This is a genomic window from Paenibacillus nanchangensis (assembly GCF_046543445.1).
GTDB classification, from domain to species: Bacteria; Bacillota; Bacilli; order Paenibacillales; family Paenibacillaceae; genus Paenibacillus_AQ; species Paenibacillus_AQ nanchangensis.
This window is the reverse complement of the sequence record NZ_JBHOFD010000007.1, coordinates 113193-128521: the sequence shown is the minus strand read 5'-3', so window position 1 is coordinate 128521 and position 15329 is coordinate 113193. Positions and strand designations below refer to the sequence as shown.

The following is a 15329-nucleotide window of genomic DNA, read 5'->3' as shown; positions in this document are numbered from 1 at the left end:
CTTAGTGTGGTTATGGAGTGTTATATCAGACGGAGTTCACGGGCGCGGGCGACCGCTTCCGTACGCCGCTGCACTTGTAGTTTTTCAAAAATCCTCCGGTTATGGCCCTTCACCGTATCCAATGCCAAAAAAAGTTTGTCCGCGATCTCCCGATTGGAGAGCCCCTGGGCGATGAGCTGCAGCACTTCAATTTCGCGCTCACTTAGCTGCTCGATCCGGTTACCCTTCATTCCCTGTTCGATGAGGCGGCCCACACGCTCCAGTCCCATTTGAGCTTCTTGAACAGCCGGGTGCGGCAGACCCTCGGCAAGCCTTATCGCCTCCCGGTAATGCTCTGCTGCCAGATCGGGCCGCCCTTCTGCTTCTCTAATTTGAGCAATTCCGACTATGGCCGTTACAGCCATCAGCTGATGGCCGATGATCCGGCAATTTGTTATAACTTCGTTATAAGCTTCGCAAGCCTCGGCATAATCGCCACGCCGCTGGCAGGCGGCGCCCAGCATCCAAGCAGATGCTGTTCGGGCTGGCAGATTATCCGGCTGCAAATAAGCAAGCGCCCGGCGGGATTGGATGATAACTTGGTCTATCCCGTTTGCTTCATTTCTCCCGGCATTCCAAGCAGGCGTAATTAATCCGACAAGTTCATCCGTCTTGTCTTCAGTCTTCGAGATTTGCATAGCTGCTTCAGCTGCATGGAGATTGGGTTCCACAGCATTGCGGTTATCAGTCAACAGTAAGGAAGCCAATGTAGCGCGGGTAGCTGCAATCCAGCCGATCAGGTCCATCACGCCGGCGTCTTGTTCTATGCCTTCCAATGCAGCTTCTGCAGCTTGCAGTTTGCGTTCGATCCCCGTCGGTTTACCGGCAATCAAAAGAGCGGATCCGTAAAACACCCATAATTCCGGTTTCGCATCCAGCTCCTTGGCAGACAGCGTCTCCAGCCAGTTGATCGTCATTCTGGCCGCCCCCCGCAAATGCAGCGGCATCCCGCCGCCTTTTAGCAGGTGCGTGCTTCGTTCATTGTCCCCGGCCGCTATAGCATGATGAAACGCTTCAATCTCAAAGCCATGGTCTTCATACCATCTACTTGCGCGCTGGTGCAATTCGGAGAGATCGTCTTTGTCCATACTCTCCAACACCCGTCTACGGAGGATGTCCGCAAACAGATGGTGATAGCGATACCAACGCCGTTCTTGATCCAGAGGGATCAGAAACAAGTTTCGGCGATCAAGCTCAAGTAACATTTCATTCCCCGAAACCTCAGGATTGGGGATAATCTCATCACATAGCGATCCGCACATCCGGTCAAGGAGAGAGGTCCGCAGCAAAAAATTTTGCACAGCCTGAGGCTGCCGCTGTAAAACTTCCTCTGCCAGATAATCGAGCACCATATGGTGATTTCCCGTAAAAGACTGAAGCAGCCGATTGGCATCGTGATCGTCTTGGATAGAAATTGCAGCCAACCGGAGGCCCGCAGCCCAGCCCTCCGTCCGCTGCCGGAACCCGGTTATATGGTCCGTGGAAAGGTGCAGATTCATGACATGGTTAAAAAGGGCTTCCGCTTCGCTATGCGTAAATTTCATATCGGCTGCGCGCAGCTCGGTTACTTGATCCCGAACCCTCAGCCGCGGCAGGGAAATAGCTGGGTTTTCCCGGGATGTCAGGACAAGATGCATCTGTGCGGGAAGGTGGTCCAGCAGGAAGCTTACAGCTTCGTCGATTTCTCTCGAACTGGCTGTATGATAATCATCAAGGACAAGGATGAAAGAAAAGGGAAGGGCCGCAAGTTCATTAAGAAGTGCCGTTAGGATGGATTCGGCTGGTACTGGCTGGGGGGAGCTGATTATAGATAACACGCCTTCCCCTATATTCTCCGATAGAGTCTGAAGAGCGGAAATCATATACATCAAAAAGCGCGTAATTTCCTTGTCTCCTTGATCGAGGGAAACCCATGCCGCCGGCCGCCCGCAATGGGCCAACCATTCGCAGACTAACGTTGTTTTGCCGTAGCCTGCCGGTGCAGAGATCAGGGTTAATTTACGGTGCAATCCCTCGTTCAGCCTTTCAGTTAACCGCCGGCGTGTAACCATTTTGGAACGAGAAACAGGGATATATAATTTGGTGTTATTTATTAGGGTTGACATGTATCTATTTTATCAGCACCCATTGTCTACCATCAATATGGCGTTTCGGACGCGGGTAAAGTCAGGGATAAAATGAGGGGGTTGGATTTTTCTCTGGATCGGAATTGCTGCATTTCAGAAAAAGCTTATTTTTGCTGATATCCTATACCCTGCGAGGTTGAATCTCCTTCCATTTCTCCTTCAAGGCTTTCAAATCCTCTATAAAGAACCTAAGCAGGTTGGGCCGTCTTCTTACGGCAAGCGGGTGATAGGTGAAGCTGATGGGTGTATCCTGCCACTCGAGCCAGTTCCCCCGTAACTCCTTAACGCTGGCATCCTCTCGATCTGTAAACAAAGCTTCCGCTACAACATTGCCAAATCCAAATAATACAAGCGGCTGTTTCTGAAAAAGCTGCATTTGTAAATGAGGGAGACAAGCCGTTCTAGCTGCGGGTTTATTGTAGGCACGTACCGGCCGGCATTTTAACAAATAGGTAACATACACATCATTTACATCGATCCCCGCCTCCCTCATGCCGAATTGGAGGGTTTCTCGGGTACCGCATAGAAACGAATTTCCTTCCCGATCCTCCCGGGCTCCGGGGTTATCCAGAATCAACATAAGCGGGGCCTTTGGATTTCCTTCCCCCCAGACGACACGGTTCCGCTGCTTGGATAGTTCGCAAATTTCACAGTGCTCGATACCATCGGGCGCTTGTTCTTCAGGCAAGATTATATAGGGCTGGTCCATTGCTTTGCCGTGCAGCTCCTTCCTTTCACACACAATGCATCTATTATGCCCAACGACAACAAAAATCTGCTGCTCCATCCCCATATTTTACGGCTACAATCTATCGATTCGAAAATCACAGCTATCAAAATAAACGATGTCGCCTTCTGGAACATGCCAAATCGCCCGTAACCGAGAGGGCTGCTTACAGCCGCCTTTAGTCTGGTAATCGCTAAGCAACGCCGTCCACTTCACCCGCTGACGTTCGCCATTCATCGAAGTATAGGTCCGGTCATCCGTTGAAAAAGAAAGCAATTCCCCGGTTTCGCTAAAAGTAAATAAACCGCTAGCCTCAATGCCGCCATAGATGATGGTTGCTTCAGCGTGTGTTTGATCCACCTCTTTCCAGGTGATGTAGTTTTGTAATGCCGCATCAGGAATCAATAACGATTCGGATAAAAAGGTCACCAGACACGCCTGATCCATGTCCTTTCCTCTTTCGTTAAACACGGGAATCCCTTTGGCCAGAACACCTTTCATGCCGCCTCTACCTTCCAAAAGAGAGTCATATCCTTGAAACGGAATGCCGTACATTCGTGTATCAATGAATGCAACCCGGTCAGGTTCCCGGACAAAATTAACCTGTGAGTAATCAATTTTGACCATTGGCTTTTCCCGCGATAGTTTAAAATCCACATTTTTAAAACTGATTTTCATGTACGCATTCCTCGGTTTGCCTATATAACCACAGGTCTCTAAATATCGTTTTACAGGAGCAGGTAAATCCTCGACATCTTTATAGGTTAGGGTCCCTGTCGCTTGGCTAGAGCGTTCTATACGCTCCTTGATATCCCGGTTATATTCTGCCTTTAGCGGCGAATACGGAATAACAAAATAAACGACGGCGGCAACAGCTATGAAAGCTAGTAAAAACAATCCGATCAACATGGGTTTTCACTTCTTCCTTTATGCTCATAATCTTTAACTCTCTCTTACTCGGCAGCCCTCTTCCATCCGTCCCAGATTGTCTGCCAACTGTTGAATGCCGTAAAATAAACCGTTTGTTCTCTCCTCATCAAAATGATGAAACAAATCCTGCATAAACTCATCCTCAAGTTTTTCTCGTCCCTTAAAATAAGCGTAACACTGGGATGTCAACTGAACACGAACCACTCTCGCATCCCGTTCATCTCGCTTAAGGGTGACAAACCCCTGCTTCTCAAGAATCATGGCAAGTTTCTTTATGTTTTGTCTGGAACAACCGAAGATGTCGGCAACTTCACCTAGCGTAGGGGATGGGTTTCCATTTTTTAAAATAATGGCGATAAGGAGCCACTGCTTTAAGGTGATGTTTTGATCCAACTTATCTCCTACGATCTGCATCCGATTCGCCAATGTCAGCAAAGCAGCAAAAATGAAGGCTTGCTTCTCCTCCTGATTCATTGCTCTAAACCTCCCTCCGGAATATGTAACTAGTTACGTTTCTTATTTTACTTAATCAGTTACCTATTCTTCAGTGAGGTAAGTTATACTACAAATCAACATTGGGCAGATGACCACGCTGTCTGCAACGGCAAGATTTAAGGCCATCCTTTAACGGGATGGCCTTCTCTGAACTGGCTTATGTGTATGCCAATTGAATATCAATAAACTGAACGACGATTTGACAAATTTCACCCGACTGGTTATAACCCCAATAAACCGGATAAGTGCCGTCGCCAAAACCGGACTGAAACATGGGAATATGGTATCCGGTATCAGGAATCATCCAGTTCAGCCAATCGCCGCCACTGCGCTGATACTGCGGGTTTTGGCTGAAGCTTTTGGCAAACAGGGCAGCAAAATAATCATCGTAAAGATTGCCATCAGGATGTTCCTTATGCCACTGGTCCTTAAAATCGCAAAAAGCTTGATGCGCCTGCTTATCGCAAATGCAGGCTAAACCGGCATCTACATTGAAGCCAAAATACTCTTCGTCACCCATTCCCGAAATATCTTCATGTCCAATCAGAGCCTCCTCAAACCGGACGGCAGGAACATCGGAAAATCGCACACGAACCGCGGCATAACGGGCACAGTCCCCCTCCTCGTCCGGCTTCACCACACAGACTTCCGTTGAGTAGGTTCCTGCGGGCGCAGTTTGAAAGTAAGGCTGCTCTTCTCTATGTCCCAAATAACATAGCGGATCGCGGACAAGAAGGCGGCCGGTAGGAATAGAGGCTGGACCGATATCTATAACTGCCAGCTGCTTGCCTGCAATTTCAGGCAAAATAAAATAGTCATTCAAATTCACTGGGCATTTCAATTTGTCACGCTGCTGCTCCCACTGGGACAACCATTCATTTGTTGGTGCCATAGGCATTCATCTCCTGGACGTAGAATTGTATAAGTAGCGCATGAGGGTATTGAAGTCATAGGCTAACAGTCATTTTGACTCTGCTATGATACGATGCAATATATTTTTGCTCTCTTCGTCCTTAGCTCGAGGTTATCTTCCAATTTGTTTATAAACTTCCTTTTCCTTTAAAATCTGCATTAGGTTTACAATATCTGTTTCCGAACCGTCTCACACTCGTTAAATAACGCAAACCTTTGGAGACAATTGTTCAAGGCTGTTTGCAAGTGCGGTGTTTGCTGCACGCCGTCTTCGTACCAGATGTTTTTGACAACAAGCGTTCGCGTTTTCCGCTCCACGATGATCTCAGCTCGTCCTATAAAGCTCTCTCCATATAATAGAGGCAGCACATAATAGCCGAATTTTCGTTTGGCTGCTGGCGTGTAAATCTCCCAAGTATAGTCGAAACCAAACAATTCGTTGATAAGTTTCCGGTCCCACATTAAATTATCCAGAGGCGCAATGAGCTCGCAGCGCAATTCCGGTTTCTGATTCTGCAGAACGGTTTCAATAAGCGGCATATCCTCCGCAAGGCAGTACAGCATATCCTTCGTATGTTCCACAGCTACAGCAACTATGCGGGCTTCATGTAATAACTGGCGAAAAACTTCGTTGCGCTGCGCTGCTTTTAGTCCCCATATATTCAGCCATGCATCTGACGCGCGGTTCCATAAGAGGCCAACCGCACCAATTCGGCGCAGTACCCGCCACTTATGATGCTCAAGCTCATCCTCCAGCGGCTCTGCTGCATTCAGCAGATGGGGCTGTATGTATTTTGTGGCAAGATCGTAATATTTGCGCGTCCCTTTTTTATGATGGATAATCAACTCCCCCGTCGAATACATCTGTTCCAGCACAGACCGGGATGAATTGTTCCCGCCGCTCCAGTGGATGGCCGATTGCCAGGAAAAATCTCCATCCAATTTCAAATCATCCGAACTTAGTGCGCCGTGAGTTTGGATATGAGCTCGCACCTGCGCTGTCAATGCTTCCATTGCAGGATAACGTTCGGCATGAAGCCGGGCGGCTTGCCTGTATCGTTCAAAATAGGGCCAGTCCTCGACAGGGATAATGGCCAGGTTTTTGTCGGGATAATCGACAAGACTCCGGTCCTCATACAACAATTCGGCGAGCATTCCCTTGGTAAATCCTTTGATCCGCGACTGTAACACCAATTCGGCGTTTTTTCCGCAAATATCGATGGGATCATATTGAATACAGCCAACCTGACGGGCAAAATCCAATACGCCCTGCTTCCCGCTAAATTTGTATTCGCCCAAAAGCCCATGCTTCAACAACAGAAATTGCCTTGCCTGACGGTTGGTTAATTGGATCATGGTTGCACCTGCCTCTTAGTTTAGTGCAGTATAAAAACGAAGGTGTGAAGGCTCTCTTTTATCATACAAAGTATTTACTCAAAAGGAAAGAAAAAACACAAACATTTGTTCCCTCCAGAAATACAGCTCAGATATTAAGAAAGGTGCCGATCTACGCATGCAAGATCAATTGTGAAGCAAGTTTGCGTCTCAAGAACGGAATGCCATCTTTATTCCCCCTCACGCCAGATCAAGTTTAGATAGAATTACCCGTCCTGTACCGCTATCTTAATGGTTGACTATCTTCTATCTTCTGAACTTCGCGCCATGCGGCTTGGGCCGTGTCTCGCAGGCCCGGCCGACGTCAATGTCTACCTCTAAACCGTTTAATCGCATCTTCAGTCACCGGCGTGAAGAGGTTAAGAAGGTTGCCGTCGGGATCACGGAACAGCATAGAACGGTTCCCCCACGGCATCGTGGTCGGTTCTTTTACCCAATTATCAACAAGTGGCTTCAAGCGCACATATTCGGCCTCGACATCGTCGACGCGGAACTCAATAATGACAGAGCGATTATTCTCCGCAACTACGGAATCGGCACCGAATAGCTGCGCCGTCTGGGAGTGGCCGATTGCAAGAGTACATGATGGCGCAACGAGTTCGGCAAATACAGGCGCGGGCCGCTCCGCTGAAACCCCCATAATATTCTCATAGAATTCGACGAGACGGTCCACGTCATCCGTTATAATGCGTACAGAAGCAAAGTTCACGATATATCATCCTTCCTAGTAATAATGGATTAGGCTATAGGCTGTGTCCCTTAGCCGTTGTATTTTTACTTCTCTCTCTATTACGTTTACTGTCCGATCATAATAAAACGCTACTGACAACGTTTTGTCAGTAGCGTTCTAGAATTTTTCGGGCTTCCTCACGTATCTGACTTCGAAATGATTCATTTCGGTACAGCGTTCGTCAGCTCCTCCTGCCTAATATACCTTTTTCAACATCTCAATCACTTCATCCAAAGTTAGGCCAAAAGACTTGTAGTAGGAGGTGTCGAGAAGCATCTGCTTAAGGATCATTTCATCCCGGATTTGCAATTTCTGATCGGGCGACAGTTCGGCGACAAAACAGCCCTTTCCCGTTATAGTATGGATCAATCCGCATCTCTCCAGTTCTTCCCAAGCCTTTTTGACGGTAATCACACTGATGCTAAGCTCCTGGGCCGCTTGCCGGATCGGCGGAAGACAATAACCGTTTTCCAGCTCTCCTTTTAGAATCTGGGCGCTGATCTGCTCAAAAAGCTGCTGGTAAATCGGTTTGTCCGATGCGTTCGAGATCGCGATATTCATTAGATTTCCACTCTGAGGAACCGTTTGGCCGCCAGCCGATAGGCTATCATGGAGAACGCCGCGAAAATTACAATTCCAGCGATCAGGATGAAGGTTTGGAGCGTCACTTGCTGCGCCTCGGTTCCGTAGAAAATCTCATTCACAACCGGGCTTTGAATGCCCAGCCATTGGGCGATGGCGGCGAACAGCATGGCGGCCATAACGGCTGCGAGCAGCGCCCAGCCGAATTTATAAGCCGTCTTATAAAACATCGGGATAAAGATGAGGTTAAAGATCGCAAGCATAACAAGGTTTAACCCCCAGAAACCCATATTGGGCGGGAAGAAAAGATAGGTTACGTCCGGATACAAAATCATCGAAATGGAACCGAAGACCGCGGCAGTCACGATATGCATCAGCTCTAAACCGACGATAACAGTTACCCTTGCCTTTACCATATCCCGTTTGGAGACAGGCATTACCGACGTAAACATCAAATCGTTTTGCGCTTTAAATTGGTTGAATACATTCGGAATCGTAATCCAGCAGAAATACAGCGGGACAACAAAGTAAATCCAACCGGGAATGAGCATTAAGGCGCCAAACAAGAAAGGAAACAGAAAGAAAAAGGGGGGCACGGCCAACCTTACATCCTTCATCACCAGGTTATACATATTCCTCCTCCTTCTTCGCGAAATAAACCATAATCTCCTCAAGGCTCGGTGTGGAAGCTTTCATGTTCCAGGAGCGATCGAAGTCTTTTGCCGGAATCAATCCCGTAAAACCAAATGAATTCTGCTTATAGGAGATCAGTTTGTCCTTCACTTGGTTTAGTTGGGCCGCAGCACCATTTAGAAGAAGATAGGATTCTTTGAACTCTTCCTTCTCACCACTGTGAATGATCTGCCCATTTGCAATGAAGGTTATAAAATCGGCGCACTTCTCCAAGTCTGAAGTAATATGCGTCGAAAATAAAATGCTGATCTCTCCATCAGCGACGAGTCCTTGGAAAATATCCAACAGTTCGTTCCTTGCAACCGGGTCAAGCCCGCTTGTCGGTTCGTCGAGAATGAGAAGCTTTGCCCCATGGGACAAGGCAAGGGCAATACTGTATTTCACCTTCATTCCCGTCGATAGCTCGGCAATCCGTTTTTTTTCATCCAGCTTAAATTTCCGAAGGTAATTGCGGTACGTTTCCTCGTCCCAATGGGCATAGAACTTCTTGATCACATCGGTCAAGGTCTTAAGTTTGCTCCGGGTATAGAAGTCTACGCCGCCCATAGCGTACCCAATTTCCTGCTTCAACTCCAGTTCATACTCGGCCATATTTTTCCCGAATACATGAATTTCCCCGCTGTCCATGCGGGTCATATTCAAAATTGATTTTATCGTCGTGGTCTTTCCTGCTCCGTTCGCACCAATAAAACCCATAATATAGCCTTTTTCCAATTGGAACGATACATTCCTTAGTTGAAAGTTGGGGTAACTCTTATTTACATTCCGAATATCCAATGCGAGCACTGCATCCATCCCTCCTCATCATATTGTGTATATCGTGCATGCACAATATAACTTGCGTGAGCTGGTTTTGTCAATACCTGCCATGATTAATTTGCTGCTTCATACGCAAAAAGAACCCACAGCCCGTACACCTTTATTTAAAGTGTCCAGACTGTGGGTCCTCGTCTATCATTGCAGAATCCCGGCTGCCAGTGCTTTCCGCACCGCTTCTTCCCGATTGCGCACGTCTAATTTGAGATACACAGATGAGGCATAATTCCTCACCGTTCCGTCAGACAAGTAGAGTTTCGCAGCAATCGTTTTATAACGCAGCCCTTGGGTTACCAACTGTAAAATTTCTAATTCGCGCGGAGTTAGTCCATAGGCTTCCAAAGGCTTCGCTTCCAATGGCTTCGTCTCTATTCGTTGGGCTTCTGCCTCTGTTTCGGACATCTCAAGATCTTCAAACAATTTTGCCGACATATCATGAGCGATAATCGTGCCCCCCCGATGAATGAGGCGGATCGTTTCCGCCAACTCGCCGGGCTCCATGGACTTCAACAAATAGCCGTCCGCTCCACTTCGCAGTACCTCAATGGCTTTTTCTTTTTCTTGAAAGGTGGTCAGGATCAGCACCTGAATGTCCGGCCAATTCTGTTTTATTATTTTTATTGCTGAAACACCATCCATATTCGGCATGTCCAAATCCATTAGTACCACTTGCGGCTGCATCTGCCCGCACATAGTCACAGCTTGCTGACCATCCTCGGCCAAACCAACCACTTGCAGGTCCTGTTGCCCTTCCAGGAGGATTCGGAGGCTTTCCCGAATGAACGGCTGATCGTCAACAACGAGCACCCGGATAACTTCGCCAGGAAGCTCCACCTGCCTTGGCAATGTACAGGTCACGACCGTTCCTTCGCCTGATTTGGAGTAAACAGAGATTTGCCCTTGAAGATTAAAAGCCCGTTCTTTCATAGCTGCCAATCCGAAGCCTTCCTCCAGCTGCTCGGCTCCTCGACCGTTATCCTGCACTTCAAGCCGGGTCTGCCGCTGCTCAAAATGTAAAGAAACTATAATTTCTGTTGCCTGGCCATGCCTTACTGCATTAGTTAAAGATTCCTGCAGGCAGCGATAAAAGGTTATTTGGGCCTGTCTTGGTAACGGGAATTCTTCCCCTATGGGTCTAAACCGAACGCTGACGCTGGAGTTTGCCTGAAACTCGTCTATGAGTTTCTTTAAGGCCTCAATTAACGGCAGTCTATTTTCAGGTGAATCCATTTGATGTACATATCGTCTGACTTCACCTATGCTCTTACGCGCCAAATCCAGCAAAGAATCCAGCCTATCTTGGGCAGCGCTTGTAGTTAATTCAGGTCGTAAAGTTTCCATTCCCATGATGATGGACGTATAGGAATGACCTATCGTATCGTGCAGTTCCTTGGAGAGGCGGTTTCGCTCCTCGAGGATCGTTACACGTTCAATTTGGGATACATACTGTTTTAATACGGTATTCTGGTCACGAATAATCTCATTTTGCCGATGATTGACTACGAGTAGATGAAAGACAAAACCTATCGTATAAGCCAATCCTGTGTGAACAATCGACAACCAGGGAGTAGGCTGTTGGGAGACCGCATTGATCAGTATTGGAATAACAAAAATGGTGATAGGAAGCGACCAGCGATAAGAATTATGAGCGCTATTGGCTGCGATCATGAATGCGGGCAGCAGAAAAACAAGATAGGCTTCAGGAAATAAAGTAACCAGATATAAGCTTATTCCGCCGGAAAGGATTATTTCTGCAACGAGATAATAACGAAAGTTAAGCAGCAAACAAAGCCAAGGGACAGAAAAAGCCGCAATCTCCCAAAAAACAACTCCCCACAAAGGCAACGTCAACTGCTCATGCACTTGTACTATGGTGAAAATAAGGGAAACACAAATTGTAAGCCGCAGTATCAGCATGATCCAGTCATACCAAAACCACTGTTTTACCATATCAAACAAATCAGTCACCTCCTTCAACCGTTCCTTCCCATAATAAAGCAATCTCCGTCTGTAAGCACTGAAAATGTTAATCTTTAATCGCTTTGATCATATGACGCGTATATGCACCAATCATTCGTACTGCCCCATCACCGATCCATGAGCCAAGGAAGGCAAGAGCAAGACCCAGAGCCGTAACAAACAAAGATTTTCCCAATGTATCTATCGTGATACCCAACATGCGGATTTCCCCAAAAGAGACCAGGAAAGGGGCCAGAATTAAAGTCAAAGGCAAGATATACAAGACAACCGTACCGATAAGACAAACAACCCCTAGCCCAAATTTCTGCATCAACCAAAAGATCGTGCTCCAGTTACGCCGGTCCATAAGCTCTGCTTTCGCCTGTATCCAAAGCGGGCCTTCTATGGGGTGTTTCCATTCGTATGGCTCTATTGAGATATCCGTATAAATCTTCGTTTGAACACGTTCATATTGTACAAAGGTTTGCGTAGTCCGCATCACATAGGTAAGCAGGGGAAGTCCTATCAATGTAAAGGACAGACTTACCCCAAGCGTTATGCTAACTAGGTAAAAACAGAAGTAAAACAATCCCGTAGTGAAAGTAAGCAGCAAGAAGACTACATTTTGCATTTGGTGGATGAGCCGTTTTTTCAAGTTTGTTACACCTCCATTGGTTGTTGAGCCACTTTAACCGTCTGTAGTCTACTCCACCTGCCCTTATGATTTCTAGTGTCAAAATGTCATATGACAGAAACCCAAGGCCTTTTAGAAGACAGAATACAAAGAGGTGACAGAAGGTAACTGGTTAGGATGACACGTAGGCTGAGATACTTGGAACGTGTTATCCGCTCGATGTACAGCGATACCCATAACCATTAAAGGAGAATATGTTATGAAAAAAAGGACTCGCAATCTCGCTCTCGCAGCTCTACTGTTATCTTCAACTGTTGTTACAGCTTTTTCAGCGCCGGAATCCTATGCAGCACCTGGGCAAGCCGTCTCTAAGCCAGCGATTAAGGCAAGCCTGAAAGGCCCCGTGGACCCCAAAGAAATCCAAGCGTTCATGGACCCTGTGTTTGCGGAAAAAATGAAGAAATACAATGTGAATGGATCCAATTTTGTACTCGTGAAAGACGGCAAAGTGCTCGTAAATAAAGGGTACGGTTATGCCAATAAAGAAAAGAAAATACCTGTAGATAAAAATACCGTCTTCCAAATCGCTTCCGTTTCAAAGACATTTACCGCCTTAGCGGCCTTGCAGCTTGCAGAAAAAGGAAAAATTAATCTCAAGCACGATATCACCGAGTACCTTGGCGGCATGAAAATACCTAATAAAACGAATAAACCGTTAACCATGTACAATATGCTGACCTACACAGCAGGATTTGATTATCCGGATAAAGCACTCTATGTTGCACCTGAGTATGTGAATCAAGTTATTCCAATGAAGAAGTTTATGACAGAACATATGCCAACAGTCGTTCGGACACCTGGAGAAGCTTATACTTATGACAATTTTGCTTTCCTGCTTGCTAGTTATGCGATAGAGACCGTAAGCGGTATGTCGTTTTCGCAGTATATGGAAAAAAATGTGTTTCAGCCATTAAAAATGAACTCCACCAGCACTCGTTTCACTCCAAAGCTTCTGGCCAGAATGGCAACACACTACGGTGAAGATGGCAAACCTCATCCGGCTATGGGAAATTCGCCAACAGATGGGGGCCAGGGCAGTATCCTCTCAACAGGAGATGATATGGCCAAGTATCTAATCATGTTTCAACAACAGGGGAGATTTGGAGGGAAGCAAATCATCAGCAAACAAACGGTTAAGCAAATGCAAACCTACTCCGTGTTTGCCGATAAATCAATTCCCATGACGACGGTTGGAGGGTTTGAAGGCTATCGTAATGATCTCATGAATGGCCGTCATGTCGTCCTCAAGGGAGGCAACTTGCCTGGTCATCAATCTTTGGTCGTGTTATTACCGGAGGAAAAAACGGCTTTTTACATGTCTTACAACAATGATTCGATGATGAGTTTAGAAGTTTATGAAGCCTTTATGGACCGTTACTTTCCTGACGAGAGAGTCCCGGAGAAAAAGACTTACCTCCCACTAAGTGAGTCAGACGCGGCTAAATACGTGGGCGCTTATCAGAATACACGATTTCATTTCTTAAAATCCAACTTTACTTATGCAAATGGAAACCTGCTAATGGAGACAGGGACCAGCGGCAAGCACACCTTAAAAATGGTAAATCCCCTGTTGTTTGAGGATGAATCCGGGAACAAACTGGCTTTCAAAAAAGATCATAAAAATCGAATTGAATACTTCTATTATACGAATCCCAATTCCTTGGACTATGGTTCTGATGCCCGTAAAGTGCATCCGAAGCCAGCGTTCGCAGATGTGCCTAATGACAGCGTCTATAAAACCCACATCAACAATCTGCATGCTTTTGATATTATAAGCGCTAAATCTGGCAACCTCTTTGAGCCACGCGGCACAATGACCCAAGGCGAGTTTATGGATGCCGCTATTCTTGCCCATGGATGGGATACATTTAGCGATATTCTTGAGAGCAATAAAGAAAAGATCGTGTCCGGCATACCTGGATTTGACCGTAATGCCCCAATAACAAGACAAGCCGCAGCGGTTATGATTCAAAATCTAAAACAAGCGGAACCTGCAAGGGAAATCAAGCTGACGGGTGACACGGACCTTTGGGCGGTTAAAGCGATTACCACACTAGTTTCTCAAGGTATTGTAGACCCGGATACAAAAGTACAAGCGGATAGTTCCGTCGATTTCCGCTCGAAACAGCCTTTGCTTCGTCAAGAAGCCAGTGCTTTGCTTGATCTTGCGTTTGGCTACTATACGTTGCCCATCAAGAGCAAATAAACTATTTTTTCAGGACTCCAAACTTGCCGAAAGCCACTCTAGACGGAGTGGCTTTCAAGCATGATCATAGAAAACTTACAGTTTTTCGAAACGGCTCAATCGGTCCCCGATGATCATGTTCGTTAGTTGATGTGAGCGACAGCGCTGATCTCTATCAATTGCTCAGGGAACGCCAGCGCTGTCACACCAATGAGACTGCCGGCGGGACGGTGCTGCCCCATATATTCTTTAAACAACTGGATGCAAGGCTCGAAATGCTCCCTCACGTCTGTTAGGTAAACCTCAACATAAGCAAGGTTTGACTTTGTGGCGCCGAACCCCTCCAGTACACGATCTAAATTCTCAAGTGTCTGCCTGGTCTGTGCCTCGATGTCCCCCGCACCAACGAATGTGCCCTGCATATCGTGGGAAAATTGACCCGAGACATAGATCGTGCCGTTAATTGCATACCCCTGGGAGATGCCGCTCCCTTCCTCCCATGCAACACCGTGATCAAACGTTTTTGCTATCCCCATGTTTGTTCTCCTTTCGTTCAATGTATGGTTAGTATAAAATGATGGCAAACAAAAAAATAGTACGCACCTTATTGATAGGTACTATCAGAAAGGATAGTGTTAGCATGAGTATGGCCGAATACAAAGGCAAAGTGAAGCATCTTCAAGACACCCCCTTCGGTTACACCCTATCCGTCATTGGCGGCAAGTGGAAGATGGTGATTATTTACCTTCTGGCGGAGAACGAGCCGGTTCGATTTAACGATCTGAAGAGACAAATCGGGGCCATTACGTATAAAACATTGAGCTCACAGCTTAAAGAGCTGGAGCAGGATGGAATGGTGGACCGGAAGGAATATCCTCAAATCCCTCCAAAGGTTGAGTACCGGCTTACAGAAAAAGCGAAAGCCCTGCTACCCATTCTGGAAGGGTTGTGTGAGTGGGGAGAACACCATCGGCCTTCCACGATAACAAAAGAAGACGTATGACAACGGCCTGTCATACATCTTCCTATTTCCCTGCCTTACTATT

General features: G+C 46.7%; 15 protein-coding genes. 2 read left to right on the top strand and 13 right to left on the bottom strand.

What is annotated here, in order from left to right; all coding sequences use genetic code 11:
• Positions 1-20: 20 nt before the first annotated feature.
• The 12 genes from ACE6ED_RS07360 to ACE6ED_RS07305 form a co-directional block, all read right to left on the bottom strand.
• Entirely contained in the window at positions 21-1583 is a 1563-nt protein-coding gene (locus ACE6ED_RS07360) for a LuxR C-terminal-related transcriptional regulator (protein ID WP_410826452.1), read from the bottom strand.
• Between the two features lie 703 nt (positions 1584-2286).
• Complete coding sequence (locus ACE6ED_RS07355; RefSeq protein WP_410826532.1) at positions 2287-2874, bottom strand: uracil-DNA glycosylase; 588 nt, start codon at positions 2872-2874, stop codon at positions 2287-2289.
• Positions 2875-2967: 93 nt separating this feature from the next.
• On the bottom strand, positions 2968-3801 hold the full coding sequence (locus ACE6ED_RS07350) for a DUF6544 family protein (protein ID WP_410826451.1): 834 nt from the start codon (positions 3799-3801) through the stop codon (positions 2968-2970).
• 33 nt (positions 3802-3834) lie between these two features.
• Entirely contained in the window at positions 3835-4296 is a 462-nt protein-coding gene (locus ACE6ED_RS07345) for a MarR family winged helix-turn-helix transcriptional regulator (protein WP_410826450.1), read from the bottom strand.
• Positions 4297-4474: 178 nt separating this feature from the next.
• Positions 4475-5209 carry a DUF4241 domain-containing protein gene (locus ACE6ED_RS07340; protein WP_410826449.1) on the bottom strand — a complete coding sequence of 245 codons (735 nt, stop codon included), beginning with the start codon at positions 5207-5209 and terminating at the stop codon, positions 4475-4477.
• A gap of 185 nt (positions 5210-5394) precedes the next feature.
• Entirely contained in the window at positions 5395-6585 is a 1191-nt protein-coding gene (locus ACE6ED_RS07335; protein ID WP_410826448.1) for a winged helix-turn-helix domain-containing protein, read from the bottom strand.
• Between the two features lie 343 nt (positions 6586-6928).
• Positions 6929-7333, bottom strand: a complete 405-nt coding sequence (locus ACE6ED_RS07330; protein ID WP_410826447.1) for a VOC family protein — start codon at positions 7331-7333, stop codon at positions 6929-6931.
• 216 nt (positions 7334-7549) lie between these two features.
• Complete coding sequence (locus tag ACE6ED_RS07325) at positions 7550-7915, bottom strand: GntR family transcriptional regulator (RefSeq protein ID WP_410826446.1); 366 nt, start codon at positions 7913-7915, stop codon at positions 7550-7552.
• Positions 7915-8568, bottom strand: a complete 654-nt coding sequence (locus tag ACE6ED_RS07320; protein ID WP_410826445.1) for an ABC-2 transporter permease — start codon at positions 8566-8568, stop codon at positions 7915-7917. Before ACE6ED_RS07320 ends, ACE6ED_RS07325 begins: the two co-directional genes overlap by 1 nt.
• A complete protein-coding gene (locus ACE6ED_RS07315; RefSeq protein WP_410826444.1) occupies positions 8561-9415 on the bottom strand; it encodes an ABC transporter ATP-binding protein in 855 nt (284 codons plus the stop codon). The genes ACE6ED_RS07320 and ACE6ED_RS07315 overlap by 8 nt, the downstream gene beginning before the upstream one ends.
• A 168-nt stretch (positions 9416-9583) precedes the next feature.
• Entirely contained in the window at positions 9584-11395 is a 1812-nt protein-coding gene (locus tag ACE6ED_RS07310) for a response regulator (protein ID WP_410826531.1), read from the bottom strand.
• Between the two features lie 76 nt (positions 11396-11471).
• The gene (locus ACE6ED_RS07305; protein WP_410826443.1) at positions 11472-12059 is read right to left on the bottom strand and encodes a sensor domain-containing protein; all 588 of its coding nucleotides are present in this window, start codon (positions 12057-12059) and stop codon (positions 11472-11474) included.
• Between the two features lie 238 nt (positions 12060-12297).
• Between ACE6ED_RS07305 and ACE6ED_RS07300 the strand changes: the two genes are divergently transcribed.
• Positions 12298-14304, top strand: coding sequence for a serine hydrolase (locus ACE6ED_RS07300; protein ID WP_410826442.1), 2007 nt, complete (start codon positions 12298-12300; stop codon positions 14302-14304).
• Positions 14305-14426: 122 nt separating this feature from the next.
• Here the strand turns inward: ACE6ED_RS07300 and ACE6ED_RS07295 are convergent, their stop codons facing one another.
• Positions 14427-14819, bottom strand: a complete 393-nt coding sequence (locus ACE6ED_RS07295; RefSeq protein ID WP_410826441.1) for a RidA family protein — start codon at positions 14817-14819, stop codon at positions 14427-14429.
• 104 nt (positions 14820-14923) lie between these two features.
• On the opposite strand from ACE6ED_RS07295, the gene ACE6ED_RS07290 reads away from it, so the two are divergent.
• Complete coding sequence (locus tag ACE6ED_RS07290) at positions 14924-15286, top strand: winged helix-turn-helix transcriptional regulator (protein WP_410826440.1); 363 nt, start codon at positions 14924-14926, stop codon at positions 15284-15286.
• The last annotated feature ends 43 nt before the right edge of the window (positions 15287-15329 follow it).

Bases quoted from the DNA above. Each gene is read 5' to 3' on its own strand.
- ACE6ED_RS07360 (WP_410826452.1), bottom strand. From the start codon at position 1,583: ATGAAATTTACGCATAGCGAAGCGGAAGCCCTTTTTAACCATGTCATG.
- ACE6ED_RS07355 (WP_410826532.1), bottom strand. From the start codon at position 2,874: ATGGACCAGCCCTATATAATCTTGCCTGAAGAACAAGCGCCCGATGGT.
- ACE6ED_RS07350 (WP_410826451.1), bottom strand. From the start codon at position 3,801: ATGTTGATCGGATTGTTTTTACTAGCTTTCATAGCTGTTGCCGCCGTC.
- ACE6ED_RS07345 (WP_410826450.1), bottom strand. From the start codon at position 4,296: ATGAATCAGGAGGAGAAGCAAGCCTTCATTTTTGCTGCTTTGCTGACA.
- ACE6ED_RS07340 (WP_410826449.1), bottom strand. From the start codon at position 5,209: ATGGCACCAACAAATGAATGGTTGTCCCAGTGGGAGCAGCAGCGTGAC.
- ACE6ED_RS07335 (WP_410826448.1), bottom strand. From the start codon at position 6,585: ATGATCCAATTAACCAACCGTCAGGCAAGGCAATTTCTGTTGTTGAAG.
- ACE6ED_RS07325 (WP_410826446.1), bottom strand. From the start codon at position 7,915: ATGAATATCGCGATCTCGAACGCATCGGACAAACCGATTTACCAGCAG.
- ACE6ED_RS07320 (WP_410826445.1), bottom strand. From the start codon at position 8,568: ATGTATAACCTGGTGATGAAGGATGTAAGGTTGGCCGTGCCCCCCTTT.
- ACE6ED_RS07310 (WP_410826531.1), bottom strand. From the start codon at position 11,395: ATGGTAAAACAGTGGTTTTGGTATGACTGGATCATGCTGATACTGCGG.
- ACE6ED_RS07300 (WP_410826442.1), top strand. From the start codon at position 12,298: ATGAAAAAAAGGACTCGCAATCTCGCTCTCGCAGCTCTACTGTTATCT.
- ACE6ED_RS07295 (WP_410826441.1), bottom strand. From the start codon at position 14,819: ATGGGGATAGCAAAAACGTTTGATCACGGTGTTGCATGGGAGGAAGGG.
- ACE6ED_RS07290 (WP_410826440.1), top strand. From the start codon at position 14,924: ATGAGTATGGCCGAATACAAAGGCAAAGTGAAGCATCTTCAAGACACC.